This window comes from Mycobacterium sp. 852013-50091_SCH5140682, from assembly GCF_001665685.1.
Taxonomy (GTDB): Bacteria; Actinomycetota; Actinomycetes; order Mycobacteriales; family Mycobacteriaceae; genus Mycobacterium.
Window position 1 is genome coordinate 1 of record NZ_LZTB01000084.1, and the last position, 17,074, is coordinate 17,074.

Below are 17,074 nucleotides of genomic sequence, written 5' to 3' on the forward strand. Positions count from 1 at the left end.
GTGGAAAACGGTCTGGCACAAGCGGTTGCGGCCGGCCTGCCGCCGTTCGCGGTGACCGTGACGGTTTCCGGCGGCGGCGGAGGCGGCGGTACTTCCGATGTGGGTGAGGGCGGCGGCGGAGGCGGCGGGGTCGTCGTGGTGATCTCGTCCTGCACGGGCGGTTTGGACACCGTGGTGCTCGTCGACGGAGTCGCCAGGTTCGACGTGTGGTCCTCGCGGGTCACCAGCACCGCGACCGAGGCCACCAGTGCGATGGCGGCGACGATCGCGGTGATTCCGACGACCCACGGCCACCGTGGTGGCGGATGGTCGTCCGCCAGCTCCGAGGCCGGGTCGTAGTTGTCGTAGTCGTAGAGCGCGAGATCGGCGGGGACGTAAGGCCCGCTGGTGAACTGCTCGGATTCCGGCGCGGAGTAGGCCTGCGAATAGGCCTCGGTGACTGACTCGCCGGTTGCCGGCCCGGAGTCACCGGCAACCTCCGCCGGCTCCTCGGGGGCGGCATGCTTCCCGGGTTGCTCATCCGGCACATCCGAACCGGCGGCAACCGGCTCGGTGGGATTCGGCCCGCTCATCTACGCATATCCTTCTCGACTGCTTCACCTCGCCCGCCGATGGCCGTAACGGTTCCGGCTGACGGTGCCCCGGCAACATTACCCAACCGGGTGGCGGCAGTCAGAAAGGCAATGCCGATGACCGCAGAAGTTATCGCCCTCTTGTGACCTTGACCGGGTGTTACTGCCGCGATGCGGTCAGTGCTTCTCCGGGCCCCAGTAGAACTCGAAAACCAGGCCGGCGGCCGTCGTCAGGACGAAGCAGACGCCCGCGAAGATGAGCCACGGCAGCCACAGAGCGGCACCGACGGCCGCCGTCGAGAAGGACAGCGCGATCATGATGGGCCACCAGCTGTGCGGGGCGTAGAAGCCGAGTTCGCCTGCGCCATCGCTGATCTCGGCATCCTCGTAGTCCTCGGGACGGGTGTCGAGACGACGGGCCACAAACCGGAAGAAGGTTCCGGTGATCAGGGTCAGACCGGTGGTCAGCACGAGGGCGGTGGTACCCGCCCACTCGACGCCACCGTTGGCGAACATCGCGGTGAGCACGCCGTACACCACGGCGGACAGCGCGAAGAAAGCGGTGAGGATCTCAAACAACCGAGCTTCAATATGCATGAGTCGTATCCCTAGTTGCTCGCCTGCGGAACCTGCTCGCCGCGCCGGCTTTCGAACGGGTGGGTTGTGGTTGCCAGCGGGGCCTGATGGATCGCCTGCAGCGCTTCGGCATTCGTCTTACCGGCGACGCGCGCATCCATGTAGGTCTTGAAGTCGTTGGGCTCCACCACGCGCACCTCGAAGTTCATCATCGAGTGGTAGGTGCCGCACATCTCGGTGCAGCGACCGACGAACGCGCCTGTCTGGTCGATCTTGCTGACCTGGAAGACGTAGTCGGAGTGGTTGGCCTCGGGGTTGGGCATGACGTCGCGCTTGAAAAGGAACTCCGGAACCCAGAAGCCGTGGATGACGTCGGCAGAGTTGAGGATGAACTCGATGCGCTTGCCGACCGGCAGCACCAGCACCGGGATCTCGCTGGACGAACCCAGGGTCTCGACCTTGTCGAAGTTCAGGTACGTGCGGTCCTCGGGATTCAGGCCGCGCACCGCGCCGACGCGCTCCTCGCCGTGCTCGTCCTTGCCTTCCGGCTTGGACGTCATGGCGGCCTTGCGGGCCGGGTCGGCACCGTCGAAGTTGAACGTACCGTCGGAGTAGGCGACCTTCTGGTAGCCGAACTTCCAGTTCCACTGGAAGGCGGTCACGTCGATGACCACCTCAGGGTTGGGGTCCTTGTGCAGCATGCGCTCCTGCACGACCACGGTGAAGTAGAACAGCACCGAGATGATCAGGAACGGGATCACCGTCAGGACCAGCTCCAGCGGCATGTTGTAGCCGAACTGGCGCGGAAGTTCGTTGTCGCCCTTCTTCTTCCGGTGGAAGGCGCTGGACCAGAAGATCAGTGCCCACACGATGGCGCCAACGACGAACGATGCGATGACTGATCCGAGCCAGAGATCCCGGTTCAATTTGCCTTCCGGCGTGATGCCGTTCGGCCAGCCCAGGCCCAGCACGTCCTGCCAACTGCAACCGCTCAGCAGTAGCGCCGTGCCACCCAGGACCATTGACAACGCCACCACCCGGAGCCCGCGAGGTGTCACGTTGGCGCCTCCTAGAAGTCGGTAAAACTAGACCGCGATCGGTCATCAACTCAGCGAATACTACGCAGCGTAGACCACGCCTGTGCGCCGGAGCGAAGCGACCGCCGAATGTGTCGTCGGCCGGGCCGAATGTCTTCGGGTGCTGCTCTGCGAAGCCTTCACCATTAGGCATACTGGCCCGGTGTGCGGACTCCTGGCGCTGGTAACTGACCCTTCACTGGCCAAGCCGGGCGAGGCCGCCTCCGACGCCGGATCCCGGCTGGTCGACGCGGTGGCCGAGGCTGCCCACCTGATGCGTCATCGCGGCCCCGACGAGCCAGGAACCTGGTCCGACGCCGGCCCCGACGGGTCCGGCCCTGCGGTGGTGCTCGGCTTCAACCGGTTGTCGATCATCGACATCGCCCACAGCCACCAACCGCTGCGCTGGGGTCCGGCGGAGTCACCCGACCGCTACGTGCTGGTGTTCAACGGCGAGATCTACAACTATCTGGAACTCCGCGCTGAGCTCCGGGACAAGCACGGTGCGGTATTTCACACCGACGGTGACGGCGAGGCCATCGTCGCGGCCTACCACTACTGGGGCACCGAGGCGCTGCACCGACTGCGCGGCATGTTCGCCTTCGCGCTGTGGGACACCCAGGAACGGGAGATGTTCTGCGCCCGCGATCCGTTCGGCATCAAGCCGCTGTTCATGGCGACCGGTCCGGGCGGCACCGCCGTGGGCAGCGAAAAGAAGTGCCTGCTGGACTTGGCCCCCGCACTGGACCTCGACCTCGGGATCGACGAACGCGCCGTGCAGCACTACACCGTGCTGCAGTACGTGCCTGAACCGGAAACCCTCAACCGCGGTATCCGACGGCTCGAATCGGGCAGCTACGCGCGGATCCGGCCCGGCTCGCGTCCCGAAGTGACCCGCTATTTCGAGCCGAAGTTCTCCGCGGTGCCGGTCATCGCGGGCGAGGAGCAGGCCCGCTACGACGAGATCACCGCGGCGCTGGAGGACTCGGTCGCCAAGCACATGCGGGCCGACGTGACGGTGGGCGCGTTCCTGTCGGGCGGCATCGACTCGACGGCCATCGCCGCGCTGGCGATGCGGCACAATCCGCGGCTGATCACGTTCACCACCGGTTTCGAGCGCGAAGGATTCTCGGAGGTCGACGTCGCGGTCGCGTCGGCGGAAGCCATCGGCGCCCGGCACATCACCAAGGTGGTCAGCCAGGCCGAATTCGTCGAGGCGCTGCCGGAGATCGTGTGGTACCTCGACGAGCCGGTGGCCGACCCCGCACTGGTGCCGCTGTTCTTCATCGCCCGCGAGGCGCGCAAGCACGTCAAGGTGGTGCTCTCCGGCGAGGGCGCCGACGAGTTGTTCGGCGGCTACACGATCTACCGCGAGCCGCTGTCACTCAAACCGTTCGACTATCTGCCCCGCCCGGTTCGCAAGTCGCTGGGCAAGGCATCGAAACCGCTGCCGGAGGGCATGCGCGGCAAGAGCCTGCTGCACCGCGGCTCGCTGACGCTGGAAGAGCGCTACTACGGCAACGCCCGCAGCTTCTCCGACGAGCAGCTGCGCGCCGTACTGCCCGGTTTCCGCCCCGACTGGACCCACACCGACGTGACGAGCGCGATCTACGCCCAGTCCGACGGCTGGGATCCGGTGGCCCGCATGCAGCACATCGACCTGTTCACGTGGCTGCGCGGCGACATCCTGGTCAAGGCCGACAAGATGACCATGGCCAACTCGCTGGAGCTGCGGGTGCCGTTCCTGGACCCCGAAGTGTTCGCGGTGGCGTCGCGGCTGCCCGTCGACCAGAAGATCACCCGGTCGACCACCAAATATGCGCTGCGCCGGGCGCTGGAGCCGATCATCCCCGCCCACGTCCTGCACCGCCCCAAGCTGGGTTTCCCGGTGCCGATCCGGCACTGGCTGCGGGCCGGCGAGCTGCTGGACTGGGCGTACGCGACGGTCGCCGCGTCCCAGGCAGGTGAGCTGATCGACCTGGCCGCGGTGCGCATCATGCTCGACGAGCACCGCAGCGGGGTCAGCGATCACAGCCGCCGGTTGTGGACCGTGCTGATCTTCATGCTGTGGCACGCGATCTTCGTCGAGCACAGCGTGACGCCGCAGATCAAAGAGCCGCACTACCCGGTACAGCTCTAGGCGGGCTCGCCGCCCAGAGCTGTAGCCGAGGTCAGGCCAGCGCCGCACCGATCTCGGCGCCTGCGTCGGCGCCGTAGGCGTCGGACAACCGCTGCACGGCCTCGTCCTGGTCCCAGTCCCACTCCTGGGGTCCGGTGGCCTCGAGGACCAGCACAGCGACCAGCGAGGCCAGCTGAGCGGAGCGTTCCAGGTTCAACCCGGCGCTGCGGCCTGTCAGGAAACCGGCCCGGAAGGCGTCGCCGATGCCGGTCGGGTCGGCCTGATGCTTCTCCGGCACGACGTCGACGTGCACGAACGTGCCGTCGGAGCTGACCAGGTCGACCCCCTTGGCGCCGAGCGTGGTGACGCGCATGCCGATCTGGCCCATCACCTGGGCTTCACTCCAGCCGGACTTCTGCAGCAACAGGTCCCACTCGTAGTCGTTGGTGAACAGGTAGGTGGCGCCGTTGATGAGCTTGCGGATCTCCTCGCCGGACAGCCGGGCCAGCTGCTGCGACGGGTCGGCGGCGAAGGCCAATCCGAGCTTGCGGCACTCCTCGGTGTGCAGGAACATCGCGTCGGGATCATTGGCGCCGACGATGACGAGCTCCGGAGTGCCGACCCGCGACACCAGGTCGGCCAGCGAGATGTTGCGGGCCTCCGACATCGCGCCCGGGTAGAACGACGCGATCTGGGCCATGTCCTCGTCGGTGGTGCACACGAAGCGTGCGGTGTAGGCGCTCTCGGAGATCAGCACGCTGTCGCAGTCGACGTTGGCCGCCTCCAGCCATGCCCGGTAGTCGCCGAAATCCTGACCGGCCGCACCGACGAGGGCCACGTCACCGCCGAGGGTGCCGATCGCGAAAGCCATGTTGCCCGCGACTCCCCCGCGATGCACCACCAGATCGTCGACCAGAAAGCTCAGTGACACCTTCTGCAGATGGTCTGCCAGCAGCTGTTCGGAGAATTTGCCGGGGAACCGCATCAGATGGTCGGTCGCAATGGATCCGGTAACTGCGATGGTCACGAAGCGTCATCCTTAATTTCGTTAAGTCGTCTAGATAAGGCTACGCGCGCGCCCCCAGCGCCGTCGTCGTACACGGTCGGGCCCCGTGGGGTGCGCTAACCTGCCTGTAGCTGTACGCCAGATCACCGTCAAGCGGTGATCCACAAAACATACCTGCGGGGAGCCCCATTTAATGACTGGTCCCTACCAGTACCCCGAATCCGTTCCGCCAGAGCCATATCCGGAGGATGCGTCGTCGGTCTACCCCGGGACGCTCCCGCCGCCGGTGCAGTACAGGAAACGGCGGCGCTGGCCACGGATTCTCGCCGTGTTTCTCACGCTGGCGGTGTTCGCCGCGGTCATTGCCGTGGTGGTCGTGACCCGTAAGCCTGCGCAGCAGCCGGGCGTGGTGTCCGACGAGCAGGCAAAAGCGGCGATCCAGGAGTATCTGAACGCGCTGACCGACGGTGACGACGAGACCATCGCGCGGCACACGCTGTGCGGTCTCTACGACGCGGTCAAGGACCGTAAGGCTGATCTCGCGGTGGCCACACTGGCCAGCGATGCGTTCCGCAAGCAGTTCGGCCGCGCCGACGTCACCAGCATCGACAAGATCGTGCCGTGGTCGGGTACGCAGGCCCAGGTGCTCTTCACCATGAAAGTCACGCCGGCGCGGGGCCAGCAGGCACCCCGGGAGGACGCACAGGGTGTCGCGCAGCTGCTGGTCGCGAAGGATGCCAAAGAGGGCGGGCACGACGAGGTGCTCGTGTGCTCCTACGTATTACGCACCGGTGGCCAGTACTGACGAGCAGTACTGGCCAGGGGCGGCGTCAGAACGAGATCAGTTGAATGAATCGCCGCAGGCGCAGGAGCCGGTGGCGTTCGGGTTGTCGATCGTGAAGCCCTGCTTCTCGATGGTGTCGACGAAGTCGATGGTGGCGCCCTGAACATACGGCGCGCTCATCCGGTCGACGGTCAGCTTCACGCCGCCGAACTCGGAGGTCAGGTCACCGTCGAGGGTCCGGTCGTCGAAGAACAGGTTGTAGCGCAGGCCTGCGCAGCCGCCCGGCTGAACGGCGATCCGAAGCGCGAGGTCGTCGCGACCCTCCTGGTCCAGCAGCGCCTTCGCCTTGGCGGCCGCGGCGTCGGACAGGATCACGCCGTGGGTCTGAACGGCCGATTCGTCCTGAACAGTCATTGCTCTCCCTAAGCATCCGTGGGCATCGCCTGATGCCGAAGTCTATGAGTCAACGGTACCTCCTCATGGCGCTATTCCCGACTCCTCACCGCGTCCGGGGCATGTGGCCGGGCGTCGGGCGGCGGGCAGTAACCTGACTTGCGTGAATCTGCTGGGCCGTAAGAAGCGTGAAGACGGCGAGAACGACGAGGCCAAGGGCGGCGCCGCTGAGGGCGGCGGCCAGGCGTCCGACACCACGATCGGTGGCGGCACGGCGCCCAAAGGCCGGCCTACACCCAAGCGCAGTGAGGCCGCCAAGAAGCGTGGGCCGGTCGCGCCTGCTCCGCTGACCGCCGCCGAGGCACGGCGCCGGCGCAAAGAGCTGCGTGGCCCGAAGCTCAGCGGTGAGGAACGCAAGGCCGAGAAGTTGACCCGGCGCGCCGAGATGGCCGAGCGGCGGGAAAAGATGATGGCCGGCGACGACGCCTATCTGCTGCCCCGCGACAAGGGCCCGGTGCGGCGGTACGTCCGCAACATCGTGGACTCGCGGCGCAATCTGCTGGGCCTGTTCATGCCGGCGGCGCTGGTGATGATCATGTTCATGATGGCGTTGCCGAGCCTGCAGTTCCAGCAGATCATGTCCTACACGATGCTGGGCCTCGTGGTGGTCATGGCCGCCGACGGTTTCCTGGTGGGCCGCAAGGTCAACCGGATGGTCGACGAGAAGTTCCCCGGCAACACCGAAAGCGGTTGGAAGCTCGGCTTCTACGCGGCCAGCCGGGCCTCCCAGATTCGTCGGATGCGGGCGCCGCGCCCCGCGGTCAATCGCGGCGACAAGGTTTCTTGATGTCCGTCCAACCGGCCTGACGTCGGGTGCGCACCCTGGTGCTCGGCGGGATCCGGTCGGGCAAATCGCAGTGGGCCGAGACGGCGGTCGACGCTGCCGCCGACGGCCCGGTGCGCTACCTGGCCACCGGCCCCGCGGCTGACACCGACCCGGCGTGGTCCGCGCGCGTCGCGGCACACCGCGGCCGCCGCCCGGCGCACTGGAGCACCGTGGAGTGCGGCGCCGACCCTGACGACGTGGCCCGCCGGCTTGGCGCGGAACCCGTCGTCGCGACGCTGCTCGACGACGTCGGCGGCTGGCTGACTGCGACGATGGATCGCCGCGGCGCATGGTCGGGCACTTCGGTGGATGCTGATGTCGACGAGCTGGTGGACGCAGTCGCCGCGTTCACCGCTCCCCTCGTTCTGGTCAGCCCCGAGGTCGGGCTGACCGTGGTGCCCGCCACCGAGGCCGGCCGCCGGTTCGCCGACGCGCTCGGCACGGTCAATCAGCGCCTGGCTGCGGTGTGCGACCGGGTGGTACTCGTCGTGGCCGGTCAGCCGGTCACAGTGAAGGAGCCGTTGTGACCGAACCCGATCCGCTGTTCGCAGGCCTCACCGCGCCGGACGCGGCGGTGGCCGCCGATGCGCGGGCCCGGCAGAACCGCCTGACCAAACCTCCCGGATCGCTGGGCCGGTTGGAGGATCTGTCGGTGTGGGTCGCGTCGTGTCAGGGGGTGTGCCCGCCGCGGCAGTTCGTGCGGCCCCGCGTGGTGGTGTTCGCCGGCGATCACGGCGTGACCGCGGCAGGCGTCTCGGCGTTCCCGGCGGCGGTGACCGGCCAGATGATCGCGAACTTCGATGCCGGGGGCGCCGCTGTCAACGTGCTGTCCGAGGTGGCGGGCGCGACGGTGCGGGTGGCCGATATCGCCGTCGACTGCGCCGAGCCGCTCTCACCCGCGATCGGCGCCCACAAGGTCCGCCGCGGGTCCGGCAACATTGCGACCGAGGACGCGCTGACCGCCGCCGAGGCGGCCGCAGCGGTCGCGGCCGGCGCCCGGATCGCCGACGAGGAGGTCGATTCCGGTGCCGATCTGCTCATCGCGGGCGATATGGGGATCGGAAACACCACCCCCGCAACAACTTTGATCGCTGCCGTGACGGGTACCGAGCCGGTCGCGGCGGTCGGGCGGGGCACCGGCATCGACGACGAAGGCTGGATGCGCAAGACCGCGGCAGTCCGCGACGCGCTGTACCGCGCCCGCAACGTGACCGGGGATCCGCTCGCCCTACTGCGAGTGTGCGGTGGCGCGGACCTGGCGGCGATGGCCGGTTTCTGTGCGCAGGCAGCGGTGCGGCGCACGCCGGTGTTGCTCGACGGCGTGGTGGTGACGGCCGCGGCGCTGCTGGCCGACCGGCTCGCACCGGGCGCGCGGGCGTGGTGGCAGGCCGGTCATCGGTCCACCGAACCGGCGCACGCCCTCGCGCTGGCGCACCTGGAGCTCGAGCCGATCGTCGATCTGCGCATGCGGCTCGGCGAAGGCACCGGAGCAGTCGTGGCGTTGCCGGTGGTGCGGGCCGCGGTGGCCGCACTGGCGTCGATGGCCACCTTCGATGAAGCGGGCATATCCGAAGAATCGTCGTGATCGGTTCTGTCGCTTCGGCTTTCGCGTTCGGCACGGTTCTGCCGGTGCGTTCGAAAGCCGGGTTGGGGCGCGGCTCGCTGACCGCGCTGCCACTTGTGGGCCTGGCGTTGGGCGGGCTGGCCGCGGCGGTGGTGTGGGCCGGTACGCACGCGTTCGGCTCCGGGCCACTGGCAGGGGTGCTGGCGGTTGCCGCGCTGATCCTGGCCACCCGCGGGTTGCACATCGACGGGCTGGCCGACACCACCGACGGGCTGGGCTGTTATGGCCCTCCGGAACGCGCACTGGCCGTGATGCGCGACGGCACGGCGGGCCCGTTCGGCGTCGCGGCGGTGGTGCTCACGATCGCCGTTCAAGCCCTCACGTTCGCGCAGCTGAGCGCGGCCGCAGTGGTGATCGCGGTGGCCACCGGACGGGTGGCCGCGGTGACGGCCTGCCGACGCGGCGTACCCGCGGCGCCGGGCAGCTCGTTGGGTGCGGCGGTGGCAGGTAGCCAGCCGATCGCCGTCGTCGTCGCGTGGTCGCTTGCGCTGGCCGCATCGGCGGTCTGGGCCGGCCCGCGCCCGTGGCAGGGTCCGGTGACCGTGCTCGTCGCCCTTTCGCTGTGCGCGCTGCTGGTTGCCCATTGCGTGCGTCGGTTCGGCGGCGTCACGGGCGACGTTCTTGGCGCCGCCGTCGAAGTGACGACGACGCTCGTCGCCCTCGGCCTGGCGGTGCGCTAGTTCAGCCGCGCCATCCAGCCGTGCGTGTCGGCGAACGTGCCGCGCTGGATTCCCGTCAAGGTGTCCCGCAGGGCCATCGTGATCTCGCCCGGTTGTCCGTCGGCGATGGTGAACTCGCCCTCACGGTGCTTGACGTGCGACACCGGCGTGATCACCGCGGCGGTTCCGCAGGCGAACACCTCGGTGATCTCGCCCGCTGCAGCCTTCTTCTGCCATTCTTCGACGTCGATCTTGCGTTCTTCGACGGCGAATCCGGCGTCGGTTGCCAACTGCAGCAACGATTCCCGCGTGATACCGGGCAGCAGCGAGCCCGACAGCTCCGGGGTGACCAGGCGCGCCGAGCCGCCGCTGCCGAAGACGAAGAACAGGTTCATCCCGCCCATCTCTTCGACGTAGCGCCGTTCGATGGCGTCCAGCCACACCACCTGGTCGCAGCCGTTGTCGGCGGCCTGGGCCTGCGCCAGCAGCGAGGCCGCATAGTTGCCGCCGAACTTGGCCGCACCGGTGCCGCCCGGTGAGGCCCGCACGTATTCATGCGACAGCCAGACGCTGACCGGCTTGATGCCGCCCTTGAAGTACGCGCCGGCCGGCGAGCCGATGGCCAGGTAGCGGTACTCGTTGGCGGGCCGCACCCCCAGGCCGGGCTCGGTGGCGATGATGAACGGCCGCAGGTACAGCGACTCCTCGCCGCCCGCGGCGGGCACCCAGGCGTCGTCGACCGCGATGAGCTGACGCAGCGACTCGATGAACAGTTCTTCGGGCAGTTCCGGGATGGCCAACCGGCGTGCCGAGGCCTGCAGCCGGGCCGCGTTGGCCTCGGGCCGGAACGACACGATGGACCCGTCGGCCCAGCGGTAGGCCTTCAGGCCTTCGAAGATCTCCTGCGCGTAGTGCAGCACGATGGCCGACGGATCCAGCTCGATGGGGCCGTACGGGACCACCTGCGCGTTGTGCCAGCCGTCGGTCACGGTGTAGTCGATGGACACCATGTGATCGGTGTGGAACTTGCCGAATCCCGGATTGGCCAGAATGGATTCGCGTACCGCATCGGTCGCCGGGTCCGCGTTGACCGTAACCGTGAACTCTGCAAGACCGCTTGTCATAAGGCGATTGTATCGCCGGTGGCTAGCGAGTATTGGCCGCCACGAACGGTGGCTTCACAACCTCGCATTCGACCGCCCGGCCACGCACGTCCACGGCGACGCGCTGGCCGTCGGCAATGTCGTGGGCGGTGTCGATCAGGGCCAGCGCGATGCCGACCTTCAACGTGGGTGAGAACGTTCCCGACGTGGTGACGCCGACCGGGGTCTCGCTCGCCCCCGGGCCCAGCACGGTCATGTCAGCCCGCAGCACACCGCGTCCCAGCGCCTTGAGCCCGCGCAGCACCCGGCGCGGCCCGGCCTGCTTCTCGGCCAGCAGCGCCTCGCGTCCCCAGAACGCGTCCTTCTTCCAGCCGATCGCCCAGCCACATCGAGCCTGCAGCGGCGAGATCTCCGGTGACAGCTCGTGGCCGTGCAACGGGTAACCCATCTCGGTGCGCAGCGTGTCCCGGGCGCCGAGGCCCGCGGGTTCACCACCGGCGGCCTGGACCGCGGCCGCCAGCGCGTCGAACACCGCGCCCGCGCCGTCCCACGGCGGTAGCAGTTCGTAGCCGTGTTCACCGGTATAGCCGGTGCGACAGACCCTGGTTCGGACGCCGTCGATGTCGGCATCGGCGAAGGCCATGTAGTCCATGTCGGTCGGCAGCCCCAGCCCGCTGAGCACTTCGGCGGACTTCGGCCCCTGTACCGCCAGCACCGCATACGAGCGGTGTTCGTCGGTGATGGTGAGCTCGGCCGGGGCGTGCCGCTGCAGTTCGGCCACCACCGCGGCGGTGTTGGCCGCGTTGGGCACCAGGAAGATCTCGTCGTCGGAGACGTAGTAGGCGATGAGATCGTCGATCACACCGCCAGACTCGTTGCAGCACAGCGTGTATTGAGCTTTGCCCGGCCCGATCCGGTTGAGGTCGTTGGTCAGCGTGGCGTTGACGTAGGCGGCGGCCCCCGGCCCGCGGACGAGTGCCTTGCCGAGGTGGCTGACGTCGAAGAGGCCGACGGTGGTGCGGGTCGCGGTGTGTTCGGCGACGGTCCCGGCGTAGGACACCGGCATCGACCAGCCACCGAACTCGGCGAAACTGGCGCCGAGGGCGCGGTGGCGGTCTTCCAGCGGGCCGTGCAACAGGTCGTCACTCACGGAGCTCACCCTAATCCGGCACGTGAACTGCCACACTTGACTGGTGGTCGATTTCGATGCGCTGCAGGCCGCCGGGGTGGCCGACGCGCGCGACCGTGCGCCGCTCATCGAGTACCTCGACAGCCTGGGGTTCACCACCGAGGAGATGGTCGAGGCCGAACGCCGCGGCAGGCTGTTCGGTCTCGCAGGCGATGTCCTGCAATGGTCGGGACCACCGAAGTACAGCCTGGCCGACGCCGCCGCGTCGCTCGGGCTGCCGTTGGCCGACGTCGAACATGCCTGGGCGGCACTGGGCCTGACTGTCGCAGGCGCCGACGTGCCCACGCTGAGCCAGGCCGATCTCGACGGGCTTCGCACGTGGGCCGAGATGCGCGCGCGCCTGGGTGATGTCCCCGCGACCGGGTTGCTTCGGGTCATCGGCTCGAGCCTGGCCCGGATCTCCGAGGCCGAGTCATCCATGATCCGGGCCAACAGTCCCGACATGCAGATCGACATCTCCCACAACGAGCTGATCACCGCCCAGGCCTACCGCGCCGCCGCCGGGTTCATCCCGCGGATCGGCGCGATGATGGATGCGGTGCACCGCCACCATTTGATGAGCGCCCGCACCTATTTCGAGCACGTGATCCGCGACGGGTCCTCAAGTGTGGTGTGCGGCATCGGCTTTGCGGATCTGTCCGACTTCACCGCGCTGACTCAGGCGCTGACCACCGACGAGCTCACCGCAATGCTCAACGAGTTCAGCGGCGTCGGTGCCGACGTGGTGCACGCCGCGGGCGGGCGGGTGGTCAAATTCATCGGCGACGCCATCATGTGGGTGGGCTCCGAACCCGAGCAGGTGGTGCAGGTCGCAGTGGAGCTGGTCGGGCATCCGCGGGCACGGGAGGCGAACCTGCAAGTGCGGGCCGGCCTGGATTTCGGTCAGGTGCTGGCGATCAGCGGGGATTACTTCGGCAACCCGGTGAACCTGGCGGCGCGGCTGGTGGCGTCGGCCGACCCGGGCCAGATCCTGGTCTCGACGCGGCTGCATGATGAGCTGCCCGACCGGCGGTTCGCGCCGCCGCAGTCGCTGACCTTGAAGGGTTTCGCGACGCCGGTGACGGCCTACCCGCTCGCCCGCATCTAGGGTGAACCGGGTGAGCAGCGCACCCGGCTACCAGGCCCCCACCGTCACCGTCAGCTCGGCCGTGCCCCGCAGGGGCGTCGCCGACGCCGTCCTGATCGTTCCCGTCGTCACCGGAGATTCCGGGCCGACGGTGCTGGCTTCCGGACCCTATCTGGACGACGACGCCGTCGCCGCCATCGAATCGGGCCTGCAGGCGCTGGGCGCCACGGGCGCCGAAGGCCAGTCGCATCGGCTCGTCGTAGCCGGGCTGCCCGTCGCGAGCGTGCTCGCCGTCGGCCTGGGCAAGCCCCGCGATGAGTGGCCTGCCGACGTGATCCGTCGCGCCGCCGGTAGCGCCGCGCGGTCCCTGGACAAGGTCGACTCGGTGGTGACGACGCTGAGCGCAATCGATCTGGAGGCCACGGTCGAGGGCCTGATCCTGGGCGCCTACCGGTTCAGCGAATTCCGCAGCGCCAAGACCGCGCCCAAGGATCCGGGGCTGAGGAAGATCGTCGTGCTTGCCGCCGATACCAAGGCCGCGACCAAGAAGGCTGCGGAGCGTGCGGTCGACGTGGCAGCGGCGGTGGCCACCGCGAGGGATTTCGTCAACACCCCGCCGAGCCATCTCTTCCCGACCGAATTCGCCAAGCGGGCAAAGGATTTGGGCGAGGCTAACGGGCTTGAGGTCGAGGTGCTCGACGACAAGGCACTCACCAAGGCCGGCTACGGCGGCATCATCGGGGTCGGCAAGGGGTCCTCCCGCCTGCCACGGCTGGTGCGGCTGGCGCACCGCGGCGGCGGGGGGTCGCGCACGCGAGGAGCACGATCGGCCGGAGCGAAGACCGTCGCACTGGTCGGTAAGGGCATCACGTTTGACACCGGCGGCATTTCGATCAAGCCCGCCGCGAACATGCACCACATGACTTCCGACATGGGTGGCGCCGCCGCCGTCATCGCGACGGTGGTCCTGGCGGCCCGGCAGAATCTGCCCATCGACGTGATCGCCACCGTCCCCATGGCCGAGAACATGCCGTCGGCCACCGCGCAGCGCCCCGGTGACGTGCTCACCCAGTACGGCGGCACCACGGTCGAGGTGCTCAACACCGACGCCGAGGGCAGGCTGATCCTCGCCGACGCCATCGTGCGGGCCTGCGAGGACAATCCGGATTATCTGATCGAGACGTCCACCCTGACCGGCGCGCAGACCGTCGCGCTGGGGGCGCGCACGCCGGGTGTGATGGGCAGCGACGAGTTCCGCGACCGGGTGGCGACGCTGTCGCAGGCCGTCGGCGAGAACGGCTGGGCCATGCCGCTGCCCGAGGAGCTCAAGGACGATCTCAAGTCCACTGTCGCAGACCTGGCCAATGTCAGCGGCTCACGCTTCGCCGGAATGCTGGTCGCCGGAACATATCTGCGCGAGTTCGTCGCCGAGGGCGTCCAGTGGGCGCACATCGACGTCGCGGCACCCGCCTACAACACCGGCAGCCCATGGGGTTACACCCCCAAGGGCGGCACCGGCGTTCCGACTCGGACCATGTTCGCGGTCCTGGAGGATATCGCCGCGAACGGCTAGTCAGCCAATGTGAAGAAGATCGCGGGAATCCTCGAGAATCACGCGATCTTCTTCACGCTCAGCGCGTCGAACCCGCGCGGGCCGCGCGCCGCAATGCTGACGGCACGAGCCGCGACACGCCGTATGCCGCATAGGCTTCCGGCGTGACGGGGCGGACCGCCTTGTTCTTGCGCACTGCGGTGACGATGGCCTTGGCGACCTTTTCCGGCCCGTAGCGGCGCGCGGCGAAGACCTTCTTGGTCTTGGCACGCATCTCGTCGGCCTGCCCCTGCTGGTCGGCGGGCAGGTCGAAGCGTGTGGTGTCGATGATGTTCGTGTTGATCACGCCGGGGCAGATGGTGGTCAAACCGATTCCCGCCGAGCTCAATTCGGCCCGCAGGCAGTCGGAGAACATGAACACGGCGGCCTTGCTGGTGGAGTAGGCGTTGGCTGCCTGCGACGGTGAATACGCCGCCATCGACGCCACGTTGACGATGTGGCCGCCGGTGCCGCGTTCGACGAGCCTGCGGGCGAACGACCGGCAGCAGTTGACGACCCCACCGAAGTTCACGTCCAGCACCCTGTCGAACTGCTCGGCCGGGGTGTCGAGGAACTTGCCGCCGTGCCCGATACCGGCGTTGTTGACCACGATGTCGGGTACGCCGTGCTCGGTGCACACCTGCTCGACGAAGCGTTCGACCGCGTCGGCGTCGGCGACGTCGAGCGCGTAGGCATGCGCGACGCCGCCGCGCTCGGCGATCTCGGCGGCGGTGTTCTTGGCGGCGGCCTCGTCGATGTCGCTGACCACCACCTCGGCGCCCTCGGCGGCGAACGCCAGCGCGGTCGCGCGTCCGATGCCGCTGCCCGCACCGGTCACCGAAACCATTGTGTCGCCGAAGGTTTCGCGCGGCCGGCCGACCTGGGCGCGCCGCAGCGCGCGGGCCGCGGGCGCTCCCTGCAGGTGCTCGATGAGTTCGTCCACGGCCGTCGCGATGGCCCGCGGATGCGAGAACGGCGCCCAGTGCCCGGCTTTGAGGTCGCGGCGCCACAGCCGCGGCACCCATTTGGCTTCGTCGTCGTAGCCGTCACCACGTACCACGGGGTCGTTGTCGTTGCAGATCAGCTGTACCGGAACCGCCACGTAGTGGTCTCGCCGCAACCTCGTGAACGAGCGAACAGCGTTGGCGCGGTATATCTTCAGCGAGTTGGCGGCGTCGACGTCAAGGTTCTCCGACTGGAACTTGGGCCCCGGCGTATCGATCGCCTGCAGTCGCCGCGCGGCCCCGCGGCGCATCAGTGCCGGCGCGATCACCGGCACCGAGAACGGGATCCAGTAGCTGAACCGGGACGCCAGGTTCACCGCCTTGGCGAATTGGACGGGCCGGTACGGACGGGCCAGGCGGCTGCGCACGAACGATCCGTAGTGGTCGGTGCTGGGTCCCGACACCGAGGTGAACGAGGCCACCCGCTCGGCCGATCCGGGCCTGCTCAGGTACTCCCACACACCGACCGAACCCCAGTCGTGGGCAAGCACGTGGGCGGGCACGCCGGGGCTCAGCGCGTCGAGCACGGCCGAGAGGTCGTCGGCGAATCGCTCCATGGTGAACGCAGCGACGCGGTTGGGCACATCGGAGGCGCCGGCCCCGCGATTGTCGTACCGCACGATGCGGTACCGGTCCCCCAGCTCGGCGACCACGCCATCCCACAGCACGTGGGAGTCGGGCCAACCGTGGGCCATCACCAGCGTCGGCCGGTTCGGGTCGCCCTGTTCATAGACCGCGATGCGGGTCCCGTCGGCACTGTCGACGTAGCGCTGCATAGTCCACCCTCCGCGAGGTTGTCTGTGACCACTATCCGTTACGGACAGTATCCAATACCGACGGTATCGACTACCCCGGCCCTAGCTTCCGTCCAGTTCCCGGCGCATGGCGCGCTGCCGTTCGATGCGACGACGCGCGTCGTAGTCGCGCATTCGCTGCGGGTAGCCGACCTTCTGCACGTCGTACACCGGGATCTGCAGCCGATCGCTGAGCCGCCGGGCGCCGGCGTAGCCGCCCGCGCGCCGTCTGGTCCACTCGCCGTCCGCCGCGACGAGCACCACGGTGACGTCGGTGACGGTGGTCCGTGGCTCGACGTAGGCCTCGACCCCGACGTGGTCGTTGACCCACTGCCGCAGGTACCCGAGATCGTCGGCGGCGTCACGCCCGCCGCGGCCCGAGGCACGCGCGAGAACCTTGTCGAACAACCCCAACGGAACGATCTCCTCTACCTGTATTACCCAGTTCGATAGTGCCAGAGCCGCAGCCAACCCTGAGTGCGTGCGAATTGCTGCGCAGTGACAGGATGGTCCGGACAATCCACCTAGGTGCCGCACCCGGTGCACCTAGCTGTGGTAAGCCAGAGTTCGAGTCGTCACGAGTGACCGTCCGAGGGAGTCAATACATGGCCATCTCCGTCCAGATGCCCGCG

General features: G+C 68.3%; 16 protein-coding genes and 1 pseudogene. 9 read left to right on the forward strand and 8 right to left on the reverse strand.

What is annotated here, in order from left to right; all coding sequences use genetic code 11:
* A pseudogene (locus A5784_RS39975) lies at positions 1-76 on the forward strand (hypothetical protein); the annotation flags it as partial.
* 673 nt (positions 77-749) lie between these two features.
* Here A5784_RS39975 and A5784_RS22690 read toward each other — a convergent pair.
* Entirely contained in the window at positions 750-1,169 is a 420-nt protein-coding gene (locus A5784_RS22690) for a cytochrome c oxidase subunit 4 (RefSeq protein ID WP_064947143.1), read from the reverse strand.
* 11 nt (positions 1,170-1,180) lie between these two features.
* Positions 1,181-2,206, reverse strand: a complete 1,026-nt coding sequence (gene ctaC / locus A5784_RS22695; RefSeq protein WP_064947144.1) for an aa3-type cytochrome oxidase subunit II — start codon at positions 2,204-2,206, stop codon at positions 1,181-1,183.
* 181 nt (positions 2,207-2,387) lie between these two features.
* Here ctaC and asnB point away from each other — a divergent pair, with 181 nt between their 5' ends.
* Positions 2,388-4,364: an asparagine synthase (glutamine-hydrolyzing) gene (gene asnB, locus A5784_RS22700; protein WP_064947145.1), complete on the forward strand. Its 1,977-nt coding sequence runs from the start codon at positions 2,388-2,390 to the stop codon at positions 4,362-4,364.
* A 31-nt stretch (positions 4,365-4,395) separates the two neighbouring features.
* Here the strand turns inward: asnB and A5784_RS22705 are convergent, their stop codons facing one another.
* On the reverse strand, positions 4,396-5,370 hold the full coding sequence (locus tag A5784_RS22705) for a carbohydrate kinase family protein (protein WP_064947146.1): 975 nt from the start codon (positions 5,368-5,370) through the stop codon (positions 4,396-4,398).
* 172 nt (positions 5,371-5,542) lie between these two features.
* Between A5784_RS22705 and A5784_RS22710 the strand changes: the two genes are divergently transcribed.
* Positions 5,543-6,154, forward strand: a complete 612-nt coding sequence (locus tag A5784_RS22710) for an Rv0361 family membrane protein (protein WP_064947147.1) — start codon at positions 5,543-5,545, stop codon at positions 6,152-6,154.
* Positions 6,155-6,190: 36 nt separating this feature from the next.
* Here A5784_RS22710 and A5784_RS22715 read toward each other — a convergent pair whose 3' ends face one another.
* The gene (locus tag A5784_RS22715; protein WP_029373785.1) at positions 6,191-6,547 is read right to left on the reverse strand and encodes a HesB/IscA family protein; all 357 of its coding nucleotides are present in this window, start codon (positions 6,545-6,547) and stop codon (positions 6,191-6,193) included.
* Between the two features lie 142 nt (positions 6,548-6,689).
* Between A5784_RS22715 and A5784_RS22720 the strand changes: the two genes are divergently transcribed.
* Genes A5784_RS22720 through A5784_RS22735 form a run of 4 tightly spaced genes read left to right on the forward strand, consistent with a single transcriptional unit; the run spans position 6,690 to position 9,716 of the window.
* Positions 6,690-7,373 (forward strand): DUF3043 domain-containing protein, encoded by a 684-nt coding sequence (locus tag A5784_RS22720; RefSeq protein WP_064947148.1) that lies wholly within the window; start codon positions 6,690-6,692, stop codon positions 7,371-7,373.
* A 26-nt stretch (positions 7,374-7,399) separates the two neighbouring features.
* A complete protein-coding gene (locus tag A5784_RS22725; RefSeq protein ID WP_064947149.1) occupies positions 7,400-7,939 on the forward strand; it encodes a bifunctional adenosylcobinamide kinase/adenosylcobinamide-phosphate guanylyltransferase in 540 nt (179 codons plus the stop codon).
* A 14-nt stretch (positions 7,940-7,953) separates the two neighbouring features.
* Positions 7,954-8,997 carry a nicotinate-nucleotide--dimethylbenzimidazole phosphoribosyltransferase gene (gene cobT / locus A5784_RS22730; protein WP_197514842.1) on the forward strand — a complete coding sequence of 348 codons (1,044 nt, stop codon included), beginning with the start codon at positions 7,954-7,956 and terminating at the stop codon, positions 8,995-8,997.
* On the forward strand, positions 8,994-9,716 hold the full coding sequence (locus tag A5784_RS22735) for an adenosylcobinamide-GDP ribazoletransferase (protein WP_064947151.1): 723 nt from the start codon (positions 8,994-8,996) through the stop codon (positions 9,714-9,716). Before cobT ends, A5784_RS22735 begins: the two co-directional genes overlap by 4 nt.
* On the opposite strand, the gene A5784_RS22740 is transcribed toward A5784_RS22735, so the two are convergent.
* Positions 9,713-10,819 carry a branched-chain amino acid aminotransferase gene (locus A5784_RS22740; protein WP_064947152.1) on the reverse strand — a complete coding sequence of 369 codons (1,107 nt, stop codon included), beginning with the start codon at positions 10,817-10,819 and terminating at the stop codon, positions 9,713-9,715. The genes A5784_RS22735 and A5784_RS22740 overlap by 4 nt on opposite strands.
* A 22-nt stretch (positions 10,820-10,841) precedes the next feature.
* Complete coding sequence (gcvT, locus tag A5784_RS22745) at positions 10,842-11,948, reverse strand: glycine cleavage system aminomethyltransferase GcvT (protein ID WP_064947157.1); 1,107 nt, start codon at positions 11,946-11,948, stop codon at positions 10,842-10,844.
* A gap of 43 nt (positions 11,949-11,991) precedes the next feature.
* Between gcvT and A5784_RS22750 the strand changes: the two genes are divergently transcribed.
* Together A5784_RS22750 and A5784_RS22755 are read left to right on the forward strand one after the other, a co-directional pair.
* Positions 11,992-13,074, forward strand: a complete 1,083-nt coding sequence (locus A5784_RS22750) for an adenylate/guanylate cyclase domain-containing protein (RefSeq protein ID WP_064947153.1) — start codon at positions 11,992-11,994, stop codon at positions 13,072-13,074.
* A gap of 10 nt (positions 13,075-13,084) precedes the next feature.
* A complete protein-coding gene (locus A5784_RS22755; RefSeq protein ID WP_197514841.1) occupies positions 13,085-14,626 on the forward strand; it encodes a leucyl aminopeptidase in 1,542 nt (513 codons plus the stop codon).
* A 58-nt stretch (positions 14,627-14,684) separates the two neighbouring features.
* Here A5784_RS22755 and A5784_RS22760 read toward each other — a convergent pair whose 3' ends face one another.
* Both A5784_RS22760 and A5784_RS22765 read right to left on the reverse strand, forming a co-directional pair.
* Positions 14,685-16,424, reverse strand: a complete 1,740-nt coding sequence (locus A5784_RS22760; RefSeq protein ID WP_064947155.1) for an SDR family oxidoreductase — start codon at positions 16,422-16,424, stop codon at positions 14,685-14,687.
* Between the two features lie 81 nt (positions 16,425-16,505).
* Positions 16,506-16,856, reverse strand: a complete 351-nt coding sequence (locus A5784_RS22765) for a hypothetical protein (RefSeq protein WP_064947156.1) — start codon at positions 16,854-16,856, stop codon at positions 16,506-16,508.
* Positions 16,857-17,074: the final 218 nt, after the last annotated feature.

Excerpts from the sequence above, each read along its gene's own strand:
- A5784_RS22690 (WP_064947143.1), bottom strand. The coding sequence starts at position 1,169 with ATGCATATTGAAGCTCGGTTGTTTGAGATCCTCACCGCTTTCTTCGCG.
- A5784_RS22710 (WP_064947147.1), top strand. The coding sequence starts at position 5,543 with ATGACTGGTCCCTACCAGTACCCCGAATCCGTTCCGCCAGAGCCATAT.
- A5784_RS22715 (WP_029373785.1), bottom strand. The coding sequence starts at position 6,547 with ATGACTGTTCAGGACGAATCGGCCGTTCAGACCCACGGCGTGATCCTG.
- A5784_RS22740 (WP_064947152.1), bottom strand. The coding sequence starts at position 10,819 with ATGACAAGCGGTCTTGCAGAGTTCACGGTTACGGTCAACGCGGACCCG.
- A5784_RS22760 (WP_064947155.1), bottom strand. The coding sequence starts at position 16,424 with ATGCAGCGCTACGTCGACAGTGCCGACGGGACCCGCATCGCGGTCTAT.